This is a genomic window from Derxia lacustris (genome assembly GCF_002105195.1).
Taxonomy (GTDB): Bacteria; Pseudomonadota; Gammaproteobacteria; order Burkholderiales; family Burkholderiaceae_E; genus Derxia; species Derxia lacustris.
Genome location: NZ_MUHU01000011.1, coordinates 285,349 through 303,714, shown reverse-complemented (window position 1 = coordinate 303,714; position 18,366 = coordinate 285,349). Strand labels below are relative to the sequence as shown.

Annotated in this window: 21 protein-coding genes; 13 read left to right on the top strand and 8 right to left on the bottom strand. The window is 70.8% G+C overall.

All coding sequences use genetic code 11. The annotated features are described in order from the left end of the window. Positions 1–28 precede the first annotated feature (28 nt). Together B9P64_RS12740 and map are read left to right on the top strand one after the other, a co-directional pair. Complete coding sequence (locus tag B9P64_RS12740) at positions 29–259, top strand: ParD-like family protein (protein ID WP_085316609.1); 231 nt, start codon at positions 29–31, stop codon at positions 257–259. Next, positions 256–1,053: a type I methionyl aminopeptidase gene (gene map / locus B9P64_RS12735; protein WP_085316608.1), complete on the top strand. Its 798-nt coding sequence runs from the start codon at positions 256–258 to the stop codon at positions 1,051–1,053. The genes B9P64_RS12740 and map overlap by 4 nt, the downstream gene beginning before the upstream one ends. Before the next feature lie 72 nt (positions 1,054–1,125). On the opposite strand, the gene B9P64_RS12730 is transcribed toward map, so the two are convergent. From B9P64_RS12730 to B9P64_RS12715, 4 genes are all read right to left on the bottom strand, one after another. Continuing rightward, positions 1,126–2,142 carry a sulfate ABC transporter substrate-binding protein gene (locus B9P64_RS12730; RefSeq protein WP_085316607.1) on the bottom strand — a complete coding sequence of 339 codons (1,017 nt, stop codon included), beginning with the start codon at positions 2,140–2,142 and terminating at the stop codon, positions 1,126–1,128. 218 nt (positions 2,143–2,360) lie between these two features. Next, entirely contained in the window at positions 2,361–3,812 is a 1,452-nt protein-coding gene (locus B9P64_RS12725) for an efflux transporter outer membrane subunit (protein WP_235839995.1), read from the bottom strand. Beyond that, positions 3,809–5,119, bottom strand: a complete 1,311-nt coding sequence (locus tag B9P64_RS12720) for an efflux RND transporter periplasmic adaptor subunit (protein ID WP_085316605.1) — start codon at positions 5,117–5,119, stop codon at positions 3,809–3,811. The genes B9P64_RS12725 and B9P64_RS12720 overlap by 4 nt, the downstream gene beginning before the upstream one ends. After that, positions 5,116–8,397: an efflux RND transporter permease subunit gene (locus B9P64_RS12715; protein WP_085316604.1), complete on the bottom strand. Its 3,282-nt coding sequence runs from the start codon at positions 8,395–8,397 to the stop codon at positions 5,116–5,118. Before B9P64_RS12715 ends, B9P64_RS12720 begins: the two co-directional genes overlap by 4 nt. Positions 8,398–8,635: 238 nt before the next feature. Here B9P64_RS12715 and B9P64_RS12710 point away from each other — a divergent pair, with 238 nt between their 5' ends. The 11 genes from B9P64_RS12710 to B9P64_RS12660 are packed head-to-tail and all read left to right on the top strand — an operon-like array spanning position 8,636 to position 16,539. Continuing rightward, positions 8,636–9,154 (top strand): rhodanese-like domain-containing protein, encoded by a 519-nt coding sequence (locus B9P64_RS12710; RefSeq protein WP_085316603.1) that lies wholly within the window; start codon positions 8,636–8,638, stop codon positions 9,152–9,154. A 28-nt stretch (positions 9,155–9,182) separates the two neighbouring features. After that, on the top strand, positions 9,183–10,028 hold the full coding sequence (locus B9P64_RS12705) for a cytochrome b/b6 domain-containing protein (protein WP_085316602.1): 846 nt from the start codon (positions 9,183–9,185) through the stop codon (positions 10,026–10,028). A 13-nt stretch (positions 10,029–10,041) separates the two neighbouring features. Beyond that, complete coding sequence (gene ccmA, locus B9P64_RS12700) at positions 10,042–10,689, top strand: cytochrome c biogenesis heme-transporting ATPase CcmA (RefSeq protein WP_085316601.1); 648 nt, start codon at positions 10,042–10,044, stop codon at positions 10,687–10,689. Beyond that, positions 10,686–11,351: a heme exporter protein CcmB gene (gene ccmB / locus B9P64_RS12695; protein ID WP_085316654.1), complete on the top strand. Its 666-nt coding sequence runs from the start codon at positions 10,686–10,688 to the stop codon at positions 11,349–11,351. The genes ccmA and ccmB overlap by 4 nt, the downstream gene beginning before the upstream one ends. Positions 11,352–11,392: 41 nt before the next feature. Further along, positions 11,393–12,178: a heme ABC transporter permease CcmC gene (ccmC, locus tag B9P64_RS12690; RefSeq protein WP_085316600.1), complete on the top strand. Its 786-nt coding sequence runs from the start codon at positions 11,393–11,395 to the stop codon at positions 12,176–12,178. Continuing rightward, entirely contained in the window at positions 12,175–12,417 is a 243-nt protein-coding gene (ccmD, locus tag B9P64_RS24440; RefSeq protein ID WP_328589865.1) for a heme exporter protein CcmD, read from the top strand. Before ccmC ends, ccmD begins: the two co-directional genes overlap by 4 nt. Beyond that, positions 12,414–12,863, top strand: coding sequence for a cytochrome c maturation protein CcmE (gene ccmE, locus B9P64_RS12680; RefSeq protein ID WP_085316599.1), 450 nt, complete (start codon positions 12,414–12,416; stop codon positions 12,861–12,863). Before ccmD ends, ccmE begins: the two co-directional genes overlap by 4 nt. Beyond that, positions 12,860–14,887, top strand: coding sequence for a heme lyase CcmF/NrfE family subunit (locus B9P64_RS12675; protein ID WP_085316598.1), 2,028 nt, complete (start codon positions 12,860–12,862; stop codon positions 14,885–14,887). Before ccmE ends, B9P64_RS12675 begins: the two co-directional genes overlap by 4 nt. A gap of 8 nt (positions 14,888–14,895) precedes the next feature. Next, a complete protein-coding gene (locus B9P64_RS12670) occupies positions 14,896–15,423 on the top strand; it encodes a DsbE family thiol:disulfide interchange protein (protein WP_085316597.1) in 528 nt (175 codons plus the stop codon). Then, positions 15,416–15,859: a cytochrome c-type biogenesis protein gene (locus B9P64_RS12665; RefSeq protein ID WP_085316596.1), complete on the top strand. Its 444-nt coding sequence runs from the start codon at positions 15,416–15,418 to the stop codon at positions 15,857–15,859. Before B9P64_RS12670 ends, B9P64_RS12665 begins: the two co-directional genes overlap by 8 nt. Then, positions 15,856–16,539 carry a tetratricopeptide repeat protein gene (locus B9P64_RS12660; protein ID WP_085316595.1) on the top strand — a complete coding sequence of 228 codons (684 nt, stop codon included), beginning with the start codon at positions 15,856–15,858 and terminating at the stop codon, positions 16,537–16,539. The genes B9P64_RS12665 and B9P64_RS12660 overlap by 4 nt, the downstream gene beginning before the upstream one ends. A gap of 12 nt (positions 16,540–16,551) precedes the next feature. Here the strand turns inward: B9P64_RS12660 and B9P64_RS12655 are convergent, their stop codons facing one another. From B9P64_RS12655 to B9P64_RS12640, 4 genes are read right to left on the bottom strand one after another with little or no spacing between them, the layout of a single operon-like run. Further along, positions 16,552–16,881, bottom strand: a complete 330-nt coding sequence (locus tag B9P64_RS12655; protein ID WP_085316594.1) for a YnfA family protein — start codon at positions 16,879–16,881, stop codon at positions 16,552–16,554. Positions 16,882–16,928: 47 nt separating this feature from the next. After that, positions 16,929–17,477 carry a hypothetical protein gene (locus B9P64_RS12650; protein WP_085316593.1) on the bottom strand — a complete coding sequence of 183 codons (549 nt, stop codon included), beginning with the start codon at positions 17,475–17,477 and terminating at the stop codon, positions 16,929–16,931. Between the two features lie 10 nt (positions 17,478–17,487). Then, the gene (locus B9P64_RS12645; RefSeq protein ID WP_085316653.1) at positions 17,488–17,901 is read right to left on the bottom strand and encodes a DUF6691 family protein; all 414 of its coding nucleotides are present in this window, start codon (positions 17,899–17,901) and stop codon (positions 17,488–17,490) included. After that, positions 17,898–18,329: a YeeE/YedE family protein gene (locus B9P64_RS12640; RefSeq protein ID WP_085316592.1), complete on the bottom strand. Its 432-nt coding sequence runs from the start codon at positions 18,327–18,329 to the stop codon at positions 17,898–17,900. The genes B9P64_RS12645 and B9P64_RS12640 overlap by 4 nt, the downstream gene beginning before the upstream one ends. Positions 18,330–18,366: the final 37 nt, after the last annotated feature.

Here is an 18,366-nt window from a genome sequence, read left to right as displayed (position 1 = left end):
GTATACAGACCGTATAAGGCTTCAACCCATGGGAATCGTGAAGATCTCCGAGCAGATGCACGCCAATCTGCGCGTCGCCAGCGGCGCGCTCAGCCGATCCATCAATGCCCAGGCCGAGCACTGGATGCGCGTCGGCATGCTGGCCGAGCTGCATCCCGAGCTTTGCTATGCCGACATCAGCAAGCTGCTGCTGCGCGCCAGCCAGACCGGCGAGACCGGTCCGCTGGTCATCGCCGACGGCGTCGGGAGCGGCGCATGAGCAAGACCGCCCATCTCGTGCGCACGCCCGAGGAAATCGCCATGGCGCGCGCCGCCGGCAAGCTGGCCGCCGAGCTGCTGCTGATGATCGGCGAGCATGTGAAGCCCGGCGTCACCACCGAGGAGCTGGACCGCATCTGCCACCGCTACATCGTGGACGTGCAGCGGGCGGTGCCGGCCAATGTGGGCTATCACGGCTATCCCAAGACCATCTGCGCCTCGGTCAACCATGTGGTCTGCCACGGCATCCCGTCCGAGACGCGGGTGCTCAAGAAGGGCGACATCGTCAACATCGACGTGGCGGTGGTGAAGGACGGCTGGTTCGGCGATTCGAGCCGCATGTACTTCGTTGGCGAGCCGAGCCCGCTGGCGCGCCGGCTGGTCGACACCACCTACGAGGCGATGGTCGCCGGCATCCGCGCGGTGCGGCCCGGCGCCACGCTCGGCGACATCGGTCATGCGATCCAGACCGTTGCGCATCGCGAGGGTTTCAGCGTGGTGCGCGAGTACTGCGGTCACGGCATCGGCCGCACCTATCACGACGAGCCCCAGGTGCTGCATTACGGCAAGCGCGGCGAGGGGCTGCGGCTGGAGGCCGGGATGATCTTCACCATCGAGCCCATGATCAACGCCGGCAAGCGCGAGACCAAGTCGCTCGGCGATGGCTGGACCGTGGTGACGCGCGACCGCTCGCTGTCGGCGCAGTGGGAGCACATGGTGGCGGTCACGCCCGAGGGCTTCGAGGTGCTGACGCCCTGGCCCGAGGGCACGGGCAGCTATCCGGCGATCGCCTGACGCCAGAAACGACTTCGGCGGCCGCAGCCGCCGAAGCCCGATGCGCGCCGCGAGCGGCGCTGCCGGTCCGAATTACTTCGGCTGGTAGATCTGGTCGAACACGCCGCCGTCGGCGAAGTGGGTCTTCTGCGCCTTGGTCCAGCCGCCGAACACGTCATTGATCGTGAACAGGCTGATCTTGGGGAACTGGCTCGCGTACTTGGCGGCGGCGGCCGGTTCGGTCGGGCGGTAGAAGTTCTTGCCGGCGATGTCCTGGCCTTCGGGCGAGTACAGGTATTCGAGGTAGGCGGTGGCCACCTCGCGCGTGCCGCGGCGGTCGACCACCTTGTCGACCACGGCGACCGGCGGCTCGGCCAGGATGCTCGACGACGGATAGACGATGTCGAACTTGTCGCGGCCGAATTCCTTCAGCACCAGATCGGCCTCGTTTTCCCACGAGAACAGCACGTCGCCGATGCCGCGTTCGGCAAAGCTCACCGTCGCGCCGCGCGCGCCCGAGTCGAGCACCGGCACGCTGGCAAACACCTTCTTGATGTAGTCGCGCGCCTTGGCGTCGTCGCCGCCGTTGGCCTTGAGCGCCCAACCGTAGGCAGCCAGATAACCCCAGCGCGCGCCGCCCGAGGTCTTGGGATTGGCGGTGATGCTGGCCACGCCCGGCTTGATGAGGTCGCTCCAGTCCTTGATGCCCTTGGGATTGCCCTTGCGGACCAGGAAGATGATGGTCGAGGTGTAGGGCGTGGAGTTGTGCTTGAACTTGGTCTGCCAGTCGGCGGCGACCTGCTTGCCGCCTTCGGTCGCGATGGCGTCGATGTCATAGGCCAGCGCCAGCGTGACCACGTCGGCTTCGAGGCCGTCGATCACCGCGCGCGCCTGCTTGCCCGAACCGCCGTGCGAAGCCTTGACGGTCACGTTGTCGCCGGTCTTGGCCTTCCAGTACTTGGCGAAGGCGGCGTTGTATTCCTGGTAAAGCTCGCGCGTCGGGTCGTAAGACACGTTGAGCAGGGTGATGTCCTTGGCCATGGCGGTCACGCTCATGGCGCCGATCGCGGCGGCGAGAATGGCGCGGCGCAGGAGGCTGGGGGCTTTCATCAATCTTTCCTTCGAGGTTGGGTGTCGACGCAGTCGACGGATCGACCGGCCCGAAAACGGTGCGGGCTTGACGGCAGCTATCGCCAGAGCCGTGCCATGCATTTTTGCGTGTTTGCCCGCAGAAATTCGCCTTTCATCCGGCTTTCTTTGCTGAATAAGTGCCACTGCGGATGTGAGCTGCTGCTTTTGCAGCAGCCCTGCCGCCGCGGGCCGGTCGATCAGCGCAGCGCCAGTTCCTCACCGCGCCAGCCGCCGCCGAGCGCCTTGACCAGATAGGCCGTGGTCACGAGCTGCTGGCCGCGAATCTGGGTCGAAAGCCGGCGCGCATCGAGCAGGCGCTGGCGTGCCGCCACCACGTCGAGCCAGGTGGCGAGGCCGCCGGCCTGACGCGCTTCGGCGATGGCGAGCGCGCGGCCGGCGCTGGCGCTGGCGGCTTCGGCGCTGGCGGCGGCGCGGGCCAGCGCATCGAGGCTGGCGAGGCCGTCTTCCACGTCCTGCAGGGCGCGCAGCACGGTCTGGCGATAGCCGGCGCTGGCGGCTTCATGCGCGGCGCGGGCGGCGTCGAGCCGGGCCTGGTTGCGGCCGCCGTCGAACACCGTCTGCGCCACATTCGCGCCGAGCGACCAGAGCAGGCTCGGGCCGTCGAGCAGCCGGGCCAGATCGCGGCTGTCGAGGCCGGCATTGGCGCCCAGCACCAGGCTCGGGAAGAAGCCGGCGCGCGCGATGCCGATCTGGGCATTGGCGGCGGCCACGCCGGCCTGGGCTGCGGCCACGTCGGGCCGGCGCTGGAGCACCTCGGACGGCAGGCCGAGCGGCACTACCGGCGGCGCGGGCGCCCAGTCGGCACGCGGCGCGATGGCCAGGCTGCCGGCCGGCGCGCCGCTCAGCGTGGCGAGCGCATGTTCGGCCAGCGGACGCTGACGCCGCAGGAGGTCGAGCTGGGTGCGGGTGGCGTCGAGCTGGGCCTGCTGCTGGGCCAGATCGAGGCCGGAGGCGGCGCCGCCGTCATGGCGCGCCTGGAGCACGTCGACCGCCTGGGACTGGGCCGCGATGCTCTGCTCGACCACCTCGATCTCGGCATCGATCTGGCGCAGCGTGAAATAGCCGGCGGCCAGATCGGCGGCCAGCACCAGCCGCGCATTGGCCAGATCGGCGGCGAATTGCGCGCTGCCGGCGTCGGCGCTGGCGATCTCGTTGCCGATGCGGTCGAACAGGTCGAGCTCATAGCTGGCCGCCAGCCCGAGCGCCGAATCGTTCTGCGTGGTCGAGCTGCTGCGCGCGCCATAGCTGCCGGCCGGGCGATTGGCCGAGGTCTGCTGGCGCGCGATGCGACCGGTCGCGTCCAGGCGCGGCAGCGTGGCGGCGCGCGCCAGATTGCTGCCGGCGCGGGCCTGACGCAGCCGCGCGGCAAAGCCCTCGATGCTGGCGCTGTCGCGTTCGGCGCGCGCCACCAGGGCGTCGAGTTCGACATCGCCGAACACGCGCCACCAGTCGCCCTTGGCGCGGTCGGCGGCGGGCCGGGCCGGCGTCCACGGCAGCGGCGAGGTCCAGTTGTCGGCGGCCTGGGCCTGGGCCAGGGCGAGCGGCGCGGGCGGCGCCGCGACCGGCGTGCCGGCACAGCCGGCCAGCAGCGCCGCCAGCATCGGCAGCGCGAGACAGGCAGACCTCACGAGCGCGCTCCGGGCCTGGCGGCGCCAGCGGCGTCGGGCTTGCCGCCGCCGTTGGCCGCCTCGGGCTTGCCGTCGGCCTTCCCCGCGTCGGGCTTGCCGTCCTTCGGGCCAGCGTCCTTGCCGTCCTTGCCGGCGGGTTCGGGCAGCGGCGCGTCGGTGGCCAGCACCGTTTCGCCGGCCTCGATCGAGTCGTGCGGATTGAGCACGAAGCGGTCTTCGGCCTTGAGTCCGCCGACCACTTCCACCGCCTTGCCCAGATCGCGGCCGAGCTTGACGCCGCGCAGCTCGACCCGGCCGTCGGCATCGACCAGCGCAAGCCGCGGCCCGTCCTGGCGGTATTGCAGCGCCGCCGCCGGCACCACCAGATTGCGCGCGCCGCCGGCCAGGCCGAGCGCCACTTCCACATAGGCGCCGGGCAGCAGCTTGCCGTCGGGATTGGGCACATCCACTTCCACCGTCATCGCGCGGCTGTCGGCATCGACCACGCCGGCAGTGCGCGCGATCCTGCCCTTGATCGGCTGGCCCGGCCGCTCCAGCAGCCGCAGCGTGACTTCCTGGCCCACGCGCACGTCGCCGGCATTGACCTGCGGCACCGCTACGCCCACGCGCAGCGGATCGGTCTGCACCAGCCGGAACAGCTCGCGCGCGCTGCCGGTATTGCCGGCGCTGACCAGCGCGCCGATCTCGACATTGCGCCGCGTCACCACGCCGTCGAAGGGCGCGACGATCTGGCGGAACGACAGCAGCTGCTCAAGCCGGCGCAGATTGGCATCGGCGGCGGCCAGATCGGCCTGGGCGCTGCGCAGCGCGGCGGCGCGCTCGTCCACTTCCTGCTGCGAGACCGCATCGCGGGTGCGCAGATCGCGCCAGCGCACGAGCGTGGTCTCGGCCAGCCCGAGCCGCGCCTGCACCTGCTCGCGTGCGGCGCGGGCCTGGGCCAGCTCCTGCTCGGTCTCGGGCGCGTCGATCACCGCCAGCACCTCGCCCTTGCGCACCCGGTCGCCCAGGTCCTTGTTCCAGCGCTTGAGATAGCCATTGGTGCGCGCATACAGCTGGGCCTCGACCTGACCGCGCAGGCTGCCGGGCAGGGCCAGGGTGCGCTTGCCTTCGGCCGGCCGCGCATGCGCGACCAGCACGCTGCGCGCGGCGCTGGCGGCGGTGCTGTCGGCCAGCGTCTGGTCGTGGCGCGCCGAGGCGGCCACGCGCACGGCGGCGCCGGCGGCCAGCGTGAGCAGGACGGCGCCGGCGATCCAGCCGGCATGGCGCAGCGCGCGCGGTTCGGCGCTGCCGTGTTGTTCTTGGGTCATGTGGGAGCCGAGGAGGAAAGGGCGGGATGCGCATCGGCCAGACCGGCAGCGTCATTGCGCGCGGTGGCCAGGCCGTGGGCGGGATGGGCGCCGTGCGCCGCATCGCCCTGCGCCGCCGGCGTGCGGCGGGCGCGCCAGCCATGCACGCCGGCAAACACCAGCGGCACGAAGACGAGGGTGGACAGCGTGGCGAAGGCCAGCCCGCCGATGACGGCACGGCCGAGCGGCGCGTTCTGCTCGCCGCCTTCGCCGGCGCCGAGCGCCATCGGCAGCATGCCGATCATCATTGCAAGCGCTGTCATCAGCACCGGGCGCAGCCGGGTGGCGCCGGCATCGAGCGCGGCGCGCTGGGCCGGCACGCCGGCGGCCAGCCGCTCGCGCGCAAAGCTCACCACCAGAATGCTGTTGGCCGTGGCGACGCCCATGGTCATGATCGCGCCGGTCAGCGCCGGCACCGACAGCGAGGTGCCGGTCAGGAACAGCATCCAGGCGATGCCGGCCAGCGCCGCCGGCAGACCCGCGACGATGATCGCGGCGTCGGTCCAGCTCTGGAAATTGACGACGATGAGCAGATAGACCAGCACCACCGCGAGCGCCACGCCCAGGCCCAGCTCGGAGAAGGCCTGCTGCATGGTCGTGACCTGGCCGCGCACGACGATGTCGCTGCCGCGCGGCAGCCTGGGCCGCAGCTCGTCGATGCGCTGCTGGATGTCGGCATGCACCGCGCCCAGATCGCGGCCGTCGACATTGACGAGGATGTCGAGCACCGGCGCGATGTTGTAGCGCGACACCACCGCCGGCTGGGCCGTGGGCTTGACCTGCACCAGATCGCCGAGCCGCTGCGTGGCGCGCGGCGTGCCGTCGCCGGGCAGGTTGCCGGGCGCGAACACCGGCAGTTGCAGAAGCGCGTCGAGGCTGTCGATCTCGTGCTGGCGCGATTGCACGGCCACGTTGTAGACACTGCCGTTGGCCGGGTTGAGCCATTGCGTCTGCGCGGTCTGGTAGCTGGAACTCAGCGAGATCAGCAGGTTCTGCGCAATGTCGCGCGCCTGCACGCCGGTCTGCATCAGCCGCGTGCGATCCATTTCAAGCGACAGCGTGGGCCGGTTGAAGCGCTGGTAGAGCGTCGCGTCGACCGCGCCGTCGATGCGCCGGATGTCGCGCAGCAGGCTGCCGGCCAGCTCCAGGTTCTCGGCCGTCTTGTTGCCGGTGAACTGGATGTCGATCGGCGCCGACAGGCCGAAGTTGAGCGTCTGCGCGACCGGATCGGCCGGCTGGAAATAGAACTCCACGCCCGGAAAGTCGTGCGGCAGGGCGGCGCGCAGCGCACGGATGTGTTCGCGCGTCGGCGCATGGCCGGGCGCCAGACTCACCAGCACCTCGATGTCGCTGGAATCGTGCGTGCCGTTGTTGTTGTAGAGCGTGTTGTAGGGCGTGTAGGGGCCGCCGACGATGTCGATGATGCTGGCGATCTGGCCGGCACCGACCGCGCGCCGGATGCCGGCCTCGATGCGGTCGGCGAGCTGGGGCATTTCCTCCACGCGCGTGGCGACCGGCGCGCGCACATGCAGCCGGATCTGGCCCGCATCCACGGTGGGGAAGAAGTCGCGCCCGAGCTGCCCGGACAGCCCGAGCGAGCCGATGCAGAACAGCAGGAAGAGGCTGCCGAAAAGCATCTTTCGTTGCAGCAGCGCGGCCAGCGTCGCCGCATAGCCGGCGCGCAGCCGCTCGAAGAAGCGGTCGAAGGCCAGATGCACGCGGCGCAGCGCATTGGGCTTGGCCGCAGGCACGCCGCGATTGCGCGCGCGCATCAGGTACATGACGAGTGTGGGCACCAGCGTGCGCGACAGCACCCAGGACGCGAGCATCGCGTAGACCACCGCCAGCGCCAGCGGCACGAACAGCGTGCGCGCCACGCCGGTGAGCAGGAACATCGGCAGGAACACGATGCAGATGCACAGCGTGGACACGAAGGCCGGCGTGGCGATCTCGGCCGCGCCGTCGAGGATGGCGTCATGCGCGCGCTTGCCCATGTGCAGATGGCGCTCGACGTTCTCGATCTCGACCGTGGCGTCGTCGACCAGGATGCCGACCGCCAGCGCCAGTCCGCCCAGCGTCATGATGTTGATGGTCTGGCCGGTGAGATGCAGCAGCAGGATCGCGCTCAGGATCGCGAGCGGAATCGAGATCGCGATGATCGCGGTGCTGCGCCAGTTGCCGAGGAACAGCAGGATCAGCGCCACCGTCAGCAGCGAGGCGATCAGCGCCTCCTCGACCACGTTGCGGATCGCCGCCTTGACGAATACCGACTGGTCGGCCAGCGCCGTCACCTCGATGTCCTCGGGCAGATTGGCGATGGCCTTGGGCAGCGCCGCATGCACGTCGCGCAGGATGTCGAGCGTGGAGGCGCCGCCGTTCTTCATCAGCGTCATCAGCATGCCGCGCTCGCCGTCGCGCCGCACCACGGTCGATGGCGGCTGGGCGCCGTCGCGCACCTGGGCCACGTCGCGCACGTAGACGGTGTTGCCGTTGACGCGGCGGATCGGGATGTCGCCGAGCGCGGCAATGGTCGGCAGCGAGCCGTTGAGCGCGATGTTGAATTCGGTCTCGCCGAGCTTGGCGGTGCCGGTCGGCAGCGTGAGGTTCTGGGTGCTCAGCGCATTGACCACGTCCACCGGCGTGAGGCCGCGCGCGGTGAGTGCCGGCGTGTCGATGTCGATGGACACCTGCCGGAACCGGCCGCCGTAGGGCGCGGTGATGGCCAGCCCCGGAATCGTGACCAGACGCGGGCGCAGCTCGTTGAACGCGGTGTCGTTGAGTTCACCGTCGCTCAGCGTCTTGCTGCTGACGCCGATCTGCATGATCGGCAGATTGGATGCCGAGTACTTGACGATGGTCGGCGGCGTGGCGCCCGGCGGCAGCGAGCGCAGCGCGGCCTGGGTGCTGGCCACCAGCTGCGAGATGGCGGTGGCCGAATCGACATTGGGCTGGAAGAACACCTTGATGACGCCGAGCCCGGCCATGGTCTGCGACTCGACATGCTCCATGTCGCTGACCGAATTGGCGAGGTTGCGCTCGACCGGAATCACGATGCGGTCGGCCATCTCCTTGGCCGGCAGGCCGTTGTAGCCGAGCAGGATGGCGGCGGCTGGAATGTCCACTTCGGGGAAGACGTCGACCGGCGTGCGCTGGAGCGCAAACGGCGTCGCCAGCACGATGAGCAGCGCGGCGACGATGAAGGTGTAGGGGCGCCGCAGCGCGAGTCGGACGATCCACATTGGACGGGGTGCCGCAAAGGTTTAACCGGACCGTCATTGCAGCCTTCATGCCATCGAACCCCCTGGTGAAGACGCGACAGCCTGCCCGCGCATCAGCATCGGGCCGGGTTTGCATGCTGTCGTTGCAGCACGATTGCTGGATTGCCAGCAGCGCCGCGCCGGCTTTCCCAGGGGTGCCGCCGTGGCCCGGGAGTTGCTGATCGACCGGCCTTTTCCTCGCACAACGAAAGCCAGTCCAATGAAGCTGTCCGCCCGCCTTGTCGCCGCGCTCGTCCTCGGTTTTGCCGCTTCGGCGAGCTTTGCGCAGCAGGCTGCGCCCACGGCCGCGCCGGCCGCCACCGCCGCCGCACCGGCCGCACCGGCCGCCGACGTGTGGAACTACAAGACCAAGCGCCTGAGCCGCGCCGACATCGACAAGCTGCTCGCCTCGCCCAAGAAGATCGTGTTCCTCGACGTGCGCCGCCCCGACGAGATCGTGGCCAAGGGCAGCTGGCCGGTGTTCCTCAACATCCAGGTCAAGGAGATCGAGCAGCGCCTCGACTTCATCCCGAAGGACCGCCAGATCATCACCGTGTCGAACCATGCGCATCGCGCCGGCGCGGTCGGCGATCTGCTCGCGACCAAGGGCTTCAAGGTGGCCGGCGCCGCCGGCTCGGAAGACTACGAAGCCCAGGGTGGCACCATCGTGCGCATCGTCGCGCCGGTGCGTCAGGCCGCTGCGGCTGCGCCCGCGCCGGCCGCCACGGCCCAGCAATAAGCCTCGACGCCAGACGGGAGATGCCGCGATGAAGTTGCAAGGAAACGCCGGCGCGCTCGACGCCAAGGCCGGTGCCGCGCCAGCGCGCGAAGCCTCGGCCGCGAGCTTTCGCGCTGCCAATGCGGCGAGCTTCGCCACGGCGCGGGTGCAGGTCTGGGACTTGCCGCTGCGCGTCTTCCACTGGTCGCTGGTGCTCGCGGTCGCCGTCGCGCTGGTCACCGGCGAGCTGGGCGGCAGCCTGATGGAAATCCACGCCAAGGCGGGGCTGACCATCGTCGGGCTGGTCGCGTTCCGGCTCACCTGGGGACTGGTCGGCTCGACGCATGCGCGCTTCCTGCGCTTTGCGCCGACGCCGGCGCGGCTGCGCGCCTATCTGCAAGGGCGCTGGCATGGCGTGGGCCACAACCCGCTCGGCGCGTTCTCGGTGTTTGCGCTGCTCGGGCTGCTGGCGGTGCAGGCCACGACCGGCCTGTTTGGCAATGACGACATCACCTTTACCGGCCCGCTGTTCGAGCTGGTCGAGGAGTCGTTCGCCGGCAAGCTCACCACGCTGCATAAGCAGCTGGCCAATCTGCTGATCGGGCTGGTCGTGCTGCATCTGGCGGCCATCGTTTTTTATGCGCGCGTCAAGCGGCGCAACCTGGTCAAGCCGATGGTCACGGGCTGGACCGAGGTGCGTGCCAGCGCCGCCGAAGCCGAACCGCTGCCTGATCGGCGCGGCGGCGGCCCGCTGGCCTTCGTGCTGGCGCTGGCCGTGGCGCTCGGCGCGGTGTGGGTCGCCAACGGCGGTCCGTGGAAGACCGCCCAGCCGGCCGCAGCGCCGGCGGCGGCAACCACCACCGACGCGCCGGCCGCCGCCAAGCCCGCATGGTGATCGCCGCAAGCGCATGAGTCTGGAAGCGAGCGGTCTGGCCTGCACGCGCGGCAACCGGCAGCTGTTCGCCGGCGTCGAGTTCACGCTCGGTGCCGGCGAAGCGCTGTGGGTGCGCGGCCCGAACGGCAGCGGCAAGAGCAGCCTGCTGCGCATCGTCTGCGGCCTGGCCGCACCCGATGACGGCGAGCTGCGCTGGCGCGGCAGCCTCATCCACAAGCTGCGCGAGGATTACCGGCGCGAGCTGCTCTACATCGGCCATGCGCCGGGCCTGAAGGACGAACTGACCGCGAGCGAGAACCTGCTGTTCGCGGCCAGTCTGGCCGGCGCGCGCGCCACCGAGGCCGATGTGGGCGAGGCGCTCGCCGCGATGGGCATTGCCCGCGTGGCGCGCGTGCCGACCGGTCGGCTGTCGCAGGGCCAGCGCCGCCGCGTGAGCCTGGCGCGGCTGCATCTCGCGCGTCATGCGCGGCTGCTGGTGCTCGACGAGCCCTTCGCCGCGCTCGACACCGTGGCCATCGCCACGCTGGCCAGCGCGCTCGACGCGCGGCTCGCCGATGGCGCCAGTCTCATCTACACCACGCATCAACCGCAGACGCTGTCGGCTCGCCAGCATCACGCGCTCGATCTCGACGCGTGGCGCCCGCGCCCGGCCCAGCCGTGAAGGGCTTCGTCGCCGTCATCCGGCGCGACCTGCTGCTGGCACTGCGCCGCCCCGGGGATGCGCTGAGCGTGCTGCTGTTCTTCGCGCTCGCCACCGCGCTGTTTCCGCTCGGCGTCGGGCCCGAGCCCAGCCTGCTGCGCACGATGGCGCCGGGCGTGCTCTGGGTCACTGCTGTTTTTGCATCAATGCTTTCTCTCAATCGTTTGTTTGCCGCCGACCATGCCGACGGCACGCTCGAGCAACTGCTGCTGGCGCCCGAGCCGCTGGCGACCATCGTGCTGGCCAAGACGGTGGCGCACTGGCTGGTGTCGGGCCTGCCACTGGTGCTGCTCGCGCCGCTGCTCGGCCTGCTGTTCGACCTGCCCGGCGATGCCATCGGCGTGCTGGCCGCAAGCCTGCTACTCGGCACGCCGGTGCTCAGTCTGGTCGGTGCCATCGGCGGCGCGCTGACGCTGGGCTTGCGCGGCGGCGGCGTGCTGGTGTCGCTGCTGGTGCTGCCGCTGCAAGTGCCGGTGCTGGTGTTTGGCGCCGGCGCGGTCGGCGCGCAGGCCAGTGGCTTGGGTGCCGATGCGCATCTGCTGCTGCTGGGCGGGCTGCTCGCGTTTGCAGCGGTGCTCGCGCCCTGGGCCACGGCGGCGGCGCTGCGCATCGCGCTCGACTGACGGCAGCGCAAAAGATCAACGATTCGACAAGGCTGTACGCAATGACCTCGACTCTTCTCCATCCGGCGCCGGCCGGCGCGCGCGGCAGCGGCCGGACGGCCTGGAAGCATGCGGCGCCGGCGCTGTTCTATCCGCTCGCGGGCCGGCTGGTGCCGTGGCTGTTCGCGCTGGCGCTGCTGCTCCTGGCGCTGGGTCTGGGCATCGGCTTTCTCGTCGCGCCGAGCGATGCGCAGCAGGGCGATGCCTATCGCATCATCTATCTGCATGTGCCGGCGGCCTGGATCTCGATGGTGGTCTATCTCGCGATGGCCTTCTGGGGCGCGGTCGGCTTCGTGTTCAACACCCGGCTGTCGTTCATGCTGATGCGCGCGCTGGCGCCGACCGGCGCGCTCGCCGCCTTTCTGTGCCTGTGGACCGGCGCGCTCTGGGGCCGGCCGACCTGGGGCGCGTGGTGGGTCTGGGATGCGCGGCTCACCTCGGTGCTGATCCTGCTGTTCCTCTATCTCGGCTTCATCGCGCTGCAGGCCGCCATCGAAGACCCGCGCCGGGCCGACCGCGCCGGCGCGCTGCTGGCGCTGGTCGGCGCAGTCAACGTGCCGGTCATCTACTTCTCGGTGCAGTGGTGGAACACGCTGCATCAGGGCTCCAGCCTGCGGCTCGGCGCGGCGCCGTCGATGGCGCCCGACATGCTGGCCGGCATGCTGTTCAGCGCGCTCGGCCTGTGGGCCTGGGCGATTGCGTCGGTGCTACGGCGGCTGCGCTGCATCGTGCTGGAGCGCGAGGCCGATGCCGAATGGGTCGCGCGCCTGCCCGAGGTGGCGGCATGAATCTGCACCTGTACTGGCAAAGCTTCGGCGACTTCATCGCGATGGGCGGCTATGGCCGCTACGTGTGGGGCTCGGCGCTGGTCACGCTGGCGCTGCTGGCCGGCGAGCAGTTGCTGCTCGGCGCGCGCCGACGTGCCGCCATCGAGCGCATCCATGAGCGGCGCGATGCGCGCGCGGCCGACAACGTCGCCGACGATCTGCCCGACTTCAACGCCATGCAGCGCGGAGAGCGCGCATGAAGGCCCGGCACAAGCGGCTCGGCCTGGTGCTGGTCGGGCTGGCGGGTCTGGGCATCGGCGTCTGGCTGGTGCTGTCGGCGTTCCAGAAGAATCTGGTGTTCTTCTTCACGCCGAGCCAGATCGCGGCCGGCGAGGCGCCGCAGGCGCGGCGCTTCCGCATCGGCGGCATGGTCGAGAACGGCAGCCTCAGGCGCGATGCCGACGGGCTCACGGTGAGCTTTGTCGTCACCGATACCGCGCGTGCGGTGCCGGTGCGCTATCGCGGCGCGCTGCCCGACCTGTTCAAGGAAGGCAAGGGCGTGGTCGCGCAGGGCAAGCTCGGCGCCGACGGCGCCTTCGTGGCCGACGAGGTGCTGGCCAAGCATGACGAGAACTACATGCCGCCCGAAGCCGCCCATGCGCTCAAGCAGGCGCAGGCCGCCGCCACGCCGGAGCCGCAGCGATGATTCCCGAACTCGGCAATCTGGCGCTCGCGCTGGCACTGGGTCTGGCGCTGGTGCAGGGCACGCTGCCCTTCGTGGGGGCGGCGCGCGGCGATGCGCGGCTGATGGCGCTGGCGCGGCCGGTGGCGCTGGGTCAGGCGCTGCTGGTGGCGCTGGCGTCGGCGGCGCTGGTGCAGGCCTTCGTCGGCAACGATTTTTCGGTGGCCTATGTGGCCAACAACTCCAACTCGCGGCTGCCGCTGGCTTACCGCATCTGCGCGGTGTGGGGCGGGCATGAAGGCTCGGTGCTGCTGTGGATCGCGATGCTGTCGCTGTGGAGCGTGGGCGTGGCGCTGTTCAGCCGCTCGCTGCCGCGCGAGCTGGTCGCGCGCGTGCTCGGCACGATGGGGCTGATCGGCGTCGGCTTTCTGGCGTTTTTGCTGTTCACGTCCAATCCGTTTGCGCGCGGGCTGCCGGCGCCGGCCGATGGCCGCGACCTCAATCCGCTGCTGCAGGACCTGGGGATGATTGCCCATCCGCCGATCCTGTACATGGGCTATGTCGGCTTCTCGGTGGCGTTCGCGTTTGCGATTGCGGCGCTGGTCGGCGGCCGGCTCGATGCGGCCTGGGCGCGCTGGACCCGGCCGTGGACGCTGGCCGCCTGGAGCTTTCTCACGCTCGGCATCTTCCTGGGCAGCGCCTGGGCCTATTACGAGCTGGGCTGGGGCGGCTGGTGGTTCTGGGATGCGGTCGAGAACGCGTCCTTTATGCCCTGGCTGGTCGGCACGGCGCTGGTCCATTCGCTGTCCGTGACCGAAAAGCGCGACAGCTTCAAGAGCTGGACCGTGCTGCTCGCGATCCTCGCGTTCTCGCTGTCGCTGCTCGGCACCTTCCTCGTGCGCTCGGGCGTGCTTACCTCCGTGCATGCGTTTGCAAGCGATCCGCAGCGCGGGCTCTACATCCTCGGCTTTCTGGCGGCGGTGATCGGCGGCGCGCTGGCGCTGTATGCCTGGCGCGCGCCGACCGTGGGCCTGGGCGGCCGCTTCGCGCCGTTCTCGCGCGAGTCGCTGCTGCTGGTCAACAACGTGATCCTCGCGGCGGCGGCCGGCACGGTGCTGCTCGGCACGCTCTATCCGCTGGCGCTCGATGCGCTGGGCCTGGGCAAGATTTCGGTCGGCCCGCCCTACTTCGATGCGGTGTTCGTGCCGCTCGCCATTCCGCTCGCGCTGCTCACGGGCGTGGGGCCGCTGCTGGCCTGGAAGCGGGCGTCGGCGCGCGAAGTGCTGCTGCGGCTACGGCCGGTGGCGGCGGGCGCGGTGGCCTTTGCGCTGCTGGCGGCGCTGGCCTTCCAGGCTTCGCTCGCGACGGCCATCGGCGTGGGCACGGCGGCCTGGCTGCTGCTGGCGACCGCGCTCGATGCGCTGCGCCGGCTGCGCGCGCATCCGGCCGGCACCGGCATCGCCCGCCGCATTGCACTGGCGCCGCTCGGCTGGTGGGGCATGGTGGTGGCGCATGCCGGGCTCGGCGTGTTCGTGCTCGGCGTCACGGTGGCCAAGAGCTTCGAGAGCGGCACCGACGCCAGCCTGCGCGTCGGCGAGGCGGTCACGCTCGGCGATTTCCGCTTCGGCTTCGAGTCGCTGGAGAAGGTGGACGGCGCCAACTATGTCGCCGGCCGCGCGCGGTTTGAAGTCACGCGCGACGGCCATCACCTGGCCACGCTGTTCCCCGAAAAGCGCTTCTACGTCGTGCAGCAGATGCCGATGACGGAAGCCGCCGTCGACCGCGGCCTGCTGCGCGACCTCTACGTGTCGCTCAGCGAATCGACGCCCGACGGCGCCTGGGTGGTGCGCGTGCAGCACAAGCCGCTGATGGGCTGGATCTGGGCCGGCGCGCTGCTCATCGCGGCCGGCGGCGGGCTGGCGGCGGCCGACCGGCGCTACCGGGCCGGCGCGCGCGCCGCCGCATCGTCACGCAGCACGGCACCGTCGCCGGCCGTCGTTCATCCCGCGCCGGCGCTCGATGCCGCCGCGCCTTCCTTCAAGCACTGAGTCTTCCCATGCGTCGCTTCCTCCTACCGCTCGGCATCTTCGTGGCCCTACTCACGCTGCTCGGCGCCGGCCTGCGCCGCGACCCGAGCGAGATTCCCTCGCCGCTGGTGGGCAAGCCCGCGCCGGCCTTTGCGCTGCCCCGGCTCGACCAGCCCGAGCAGACCTTCGGCCCGCAGGAATTGCGCGGCAAGGTCTGGCTGCTGAATGTCTGGGCCTCGTGGTGCACCTCCTGCCGCAAGGAACATCCGCTGCTGGTGGATCTCGCCAAGCGCAAGGTCGTGACCGTGGTCGGCCTCGATTACATGGACACCCGCGCCGAGGCCGGCAAGTGGCTGTCCGAGCATGGCGATCCCTATCTGCTGTCGGTCGAAGACGCCAAGGGCCGCGCCGGCATGGATTACGGCGTGGTCGGCGTGCCCGAAACCTTCGTCATCGACAAGCAGGGCGTGGTGCGTTTCAAGTTCACCGGCCCGGTCACGCAAGAGGCCATCGACAAGAAGCTGCTGCCGCTCATCAAGGAGCTGGAGCGTGGCTGAGCGGCCGATTGCGGCGCTGGCGGCGCTGGCGCTGCTGGTGGCGAGCTTGCAGGTCGGCGCCGCCGAGCCGGCCGACGCCGCGCTCGACGCCCGCGTGCAGCACCTCACCGAGGAGCTGCGCTGCCTCGTGTGCCAGAACCAGACCATCGCCGAATCGCATGCCCAGCTCGCCATCGACCTCAAGGCCGAGGTGCGCAGCCAGCTCGCGCGTGGCGCGACCGAGGCCGAGGTGAAGGAGTTCATGGTCGGCCGCTACGGCGATTTCGTGCTTTACCGGCCGCCGGTCCGGGCCGCGACCTGGCTGCTCTGGGGCGGGCCGGCGCTGCTGTTGCTGGCCGGGCTGGCGCTGCTCGCCGCCAAGCTGCGCCGGCAGGCGCGCGAAGGCAGCGATGACGACGACGAAGCCGTCACCGACTGGCAGGAGGGCAGGGCATGACCGGTTTTCTGTTGCTTGCGCTGGCGCTCGGCCTGCTGGCGCTGGGTTTCGTGCTGTGGCCGCTGCTTGGTCCGGTGGCCAATGGCGCAGCTGCGCCGGCCTGGGGCGGCGGCACGGCGCCGGTCGATCTGCCGTCGCCGCCGCGGGCGCGCCGCACGGCCGCCGTGCTGGCGGTGGCGCTGCCGCTGCTGGCCGCCGGCGTGTATCTCAAGGTCGGCGCGCCGGCGCTGCTGACGGCGGCCGAGGTCGCCTCGGTCGATGCGCTGCTGGCCGCGACCCGCGCCCGGCCCGGCGATGCCGCCGCCTGGCGCGATCTGGCTCATGCGCAGGAACGCCAGGGCAGCTTTGCCGACGCGGTCGAGTCCTATCGGCGCGCGGTCGCGCTGGCGCCTGACGATGCCGATCTGCTGCTCGACTTTGCGGTGACGCTCGGCATGAAGGACGGCGCCCATCTCGACGGCGAGCCCGAGCGCCTGATCGAGCGCGCGCTGGCGCTGGCACCCGACCATGTGCAGGCGCTGGCGCTGCTCGGCAGCGTGCGCTTCGAGCGCCAGGATTACGCCGGCGCGGTCGAGCAATGGGAGAAGGTGCTGGCCCAGGTGCCGCCCGATTCCGACGTGGCGGCATCGATTTCGCAGGGCATCGAACGCGCGCGCAGCCTGGGCGCGGCGGCGCACTGAGTGCGCGGCGCTTCAGCTCGCGGGCTGGAGCGCGATGACCGTCATGCCGGCCAGCGCGAGTGCCGCGCCGGCCGCATCCCAGCGCGTCAGCGCCAGGCCATCGACAAAGCGCAGCCACAGCAGCGCAACCGCGATGTACATGCCGCCATAGGCCGCATAGGTGCGCCCGGCGGCCGTGGGATGCAGCGTGAGCAGCCATGCGAACGACATCAGCGCCAGCGCCGCCGGCAGCAACAGCAGCGCGCTGCGGCCCTGACGCAGCACCAGCCAGGGCAGATAGCAGCCGACGATCTCGGCCAGCGCGGTGACGGCGAACAGGGCGGCGATGCGCAGCGCTTCCATGGGCGATCCAGGCGGAGGAGGTGGGCCGATTGTGCCGGCGCCGCGCCTCACGCCGGCGAATAGCTCCAGCGCGGCGTGAGCCACACCACCACGAAGGACGCGGCCGCGAGCAGCGCCGCCAGCACGGTAAAGCCCGGCATCTCGGCGAAGCGCTGCGGATGGATCGCATGCGCCGCGCCCAGCCCGAGCAGATTGCCGCCGGCCACCAGCACCGCCGCCGCATAGTCGTGAAAGCGGCGCGCGCGGTTGGCGCCCTGCGACCAGCGCGGATCGGTGTTGTAGCTCGGCAGCTGCCGGTCGGCGTCGCCGAGCCGTTCCAGCGTGGACAGGAAGGTGCGCAGATTGGTGATCGCGCTTTCGGCCTTGAAGTTGAGGAAGGCGAAGCAGACCGAGGCGATCGGAAAGGCCAGCACCAGCCATTCCACCGGCGCGGTCGCGCCCGTGCCCGAGGGCCGCAGCGCGACCAGCGCCGCCATCAGCCCGACGATGATGCTCACGTACATGGCGAGCGCCTGCTGGCGCTGGCCGACCCGCGTGTTCACCTCGTTGTAGGCGGCGATGAAACGGTAGTTGGCGTCGACGATGGGAGAGGCCATGGCGGCGCGCTCAGCGGGACGGGAGAAGGCGCGCCAGCAGGCCGCCCGCGAGCAGCGCCGGCAGAAACCAGACCAGCTCGGCATTGCCCACGGCCAGACCGGCGAGCGCCGGGCCCGGGCAGTAGCCGGTCAGGCCCCAGCCGATGCCGAACAGCGCCGCGCCCAGCACCAGCCGCCGGTCCACGGCGCTTGCGGTCGGCAGATGAAAGCGCTCGGCCCAGATCGGCGCCGCCCGCCGCAGCACGAAGCGGAACGCCACCACCGTGACCGCCACCGCGCCGCCGAGCACGAAGGCAAGGCTCGGATCCCAGGCGCCGGCAATGTCGAGAAAGCCCAGCACCTTGAGCGGATCGGTCATGCGCGCAACGCCCAGACCCAGGCCGAACAGCGCGCCCGCGACGAGGCTGACCAGCAGGCGGCTCATGCCGGCCACCCGTGGCGCACCACCAGCACCGTGACCATGGCCGTGGCCAGAAACACCAGCGTGGCCACCAGCGAGCGCAGCGACAGCCGCCCCAGACCGCAGACGCCATGACCGCTGGTGCAGCCGTGGCCGATCGAGGTGCCCAGCCCGACCAGCAGCCCGCCCGCCATCAGCAGCGCCGGCGAAAACTGCGTGCGCGCGGTGAGCGTGGCGCCGCTCAGCGCAAACCACAGCCGGGCGCCGCCGACCAGCCCGAGCAGGAACATCGCGCGCCACGCCCACTCATCGCGCTGGCGCAGCTGGGTCAGCAGCCCGAACAGGATGCCGCTGATGCCGGCAATCCGGCCGATGCCGGCCAGCAGCAATACCGCCGCCGCGCCGATCAGCACTCCGCCGATCAGCCCGGCCACCGGGGTGAATTCAGTCATCGCCTGCGCTCCGAAAAGGGATGCGCGAGTTTGCCCC

Coding starts and splice junctions, on each gene's coding strand:
- ccmC (WP_085316600.1), top strand. CDS start 11,393: ATGACCTCGACTCTTCTCCATCCGGCGCCGGCCGGCGCGCGCGGCAGC.
- B9P64_RS12675 (WP_085316598.1), top strand. CDS start 12,860: ATGATTCCCGAACTCGGCAATCTGGCGCTCGCGCTGGCACTGGGTCTG.
- map (WP_085316608.1), top strand. CDS start 256: ATGAGCAAGACCGCCCATCTCGTGCGCACGCCCGAGGAAATCGCCATG.
- B9P64_RS12720 (WP_085316605.1), bottom strand. CDS start 5,119: ATGACCCAAGAACAACACGGCAGCGCCGAACCGCGCGCGCTGCGCCAT.
- B9P64_RS12650 (WP_085316593.1), bottom strand. CDS start 17,477: ATGGCCTCTCCCATCGTCGACGCCAACTACCGTTTCATCGCCGCCTAC.
- B9P64_RS12660 (WP_085316595.1), top strand. CDS start 15,856: ATGACCGGTTTTCTGTTGCTTGCGCTGGCGCTCGGCCTGCTGGCGCTG.
- B9P64_RS12730 (WP_085316607.1), bottom strand. CDS start 2,142: ATGAAAGCCCCCAGCCTCCTGCGCCGCGCCATTCTCGCCGCCGCGATC.
- ccmE (WP_085316599.1), top strand. CDS start 12,414: ATGAAGGCCCGGCACAAGCGGCTCGGCCTGGTGCTGGTCGGGCTGGCG.
- B9P64_RS12715 (WP_085316604.1), bottom strand. CDS start 8,397: ATGTGGATCGTCCGACTCGCGCTGCGGCGCCCCTACACCTTCATCGTC.
- ccmD (WP_328589865.1), top strand. CDS start 12,175: ATGAATCTGCACCTGTACTGGCAAAGCTTCGGCGACTTCATCGCGATG.
- B9P64_RS12640 (WP_085316592.1), bottom strand. CDS start 18,329: ATGACTGAATTCACCCCGGTGGCCGGGCTGATCGGCGGAGTGCTGATC.
- B9P64_RS12710 (WP_085316603.1), top strand. CDS start 8,636: ATGAAGCTGTCCGCCCGCCTTGTCGCCGCGCTCGTCCTCGGTTTTGCC.
- B9P64_RS12645 (WP_085316653.1), bottom strand. CDS start 17,901: ATGAGCCGCCTGCTGGTCAGCCTCGTCGCGGGCGCGCTGTTCGGCCTG.
- B9P64_RS12655 (WP_085316594.1), bottom strand. CDS start 16,881: ATGGAAGCGCTGCGCATCGCCGCCCTGTTCGCCGTCACCGCGCTGGCC.
- B9P64_RS12670 (WP_085316597.1), top strand. CDS start 14,896: ATGCGTCGCTTCCTCCTACCGCTCGGCATCTTCGTGGCCCTACTCACG.
- B9P64_RS12740 (WP_085316609.1), top strand. CDS start 29: ATGGGAATCGTGAAGATCTCCGAGCAGATGCACGCCAATCTGCGCGTC.
- ccmA (WP_085316601.1), top strand. CDS start 10,042: ATGAGTCTGGAAGCGAGCGGTCTGGCCTGCACGCGCGGCAACCGGCAG.
- B9P64_RS12705 (WP_085316602.1), top strand. CDS start 9,183: ATGAAGTTGCAAGGAAACGCCGGCGCGCTCGACGCCAAGGCCGGTGCC.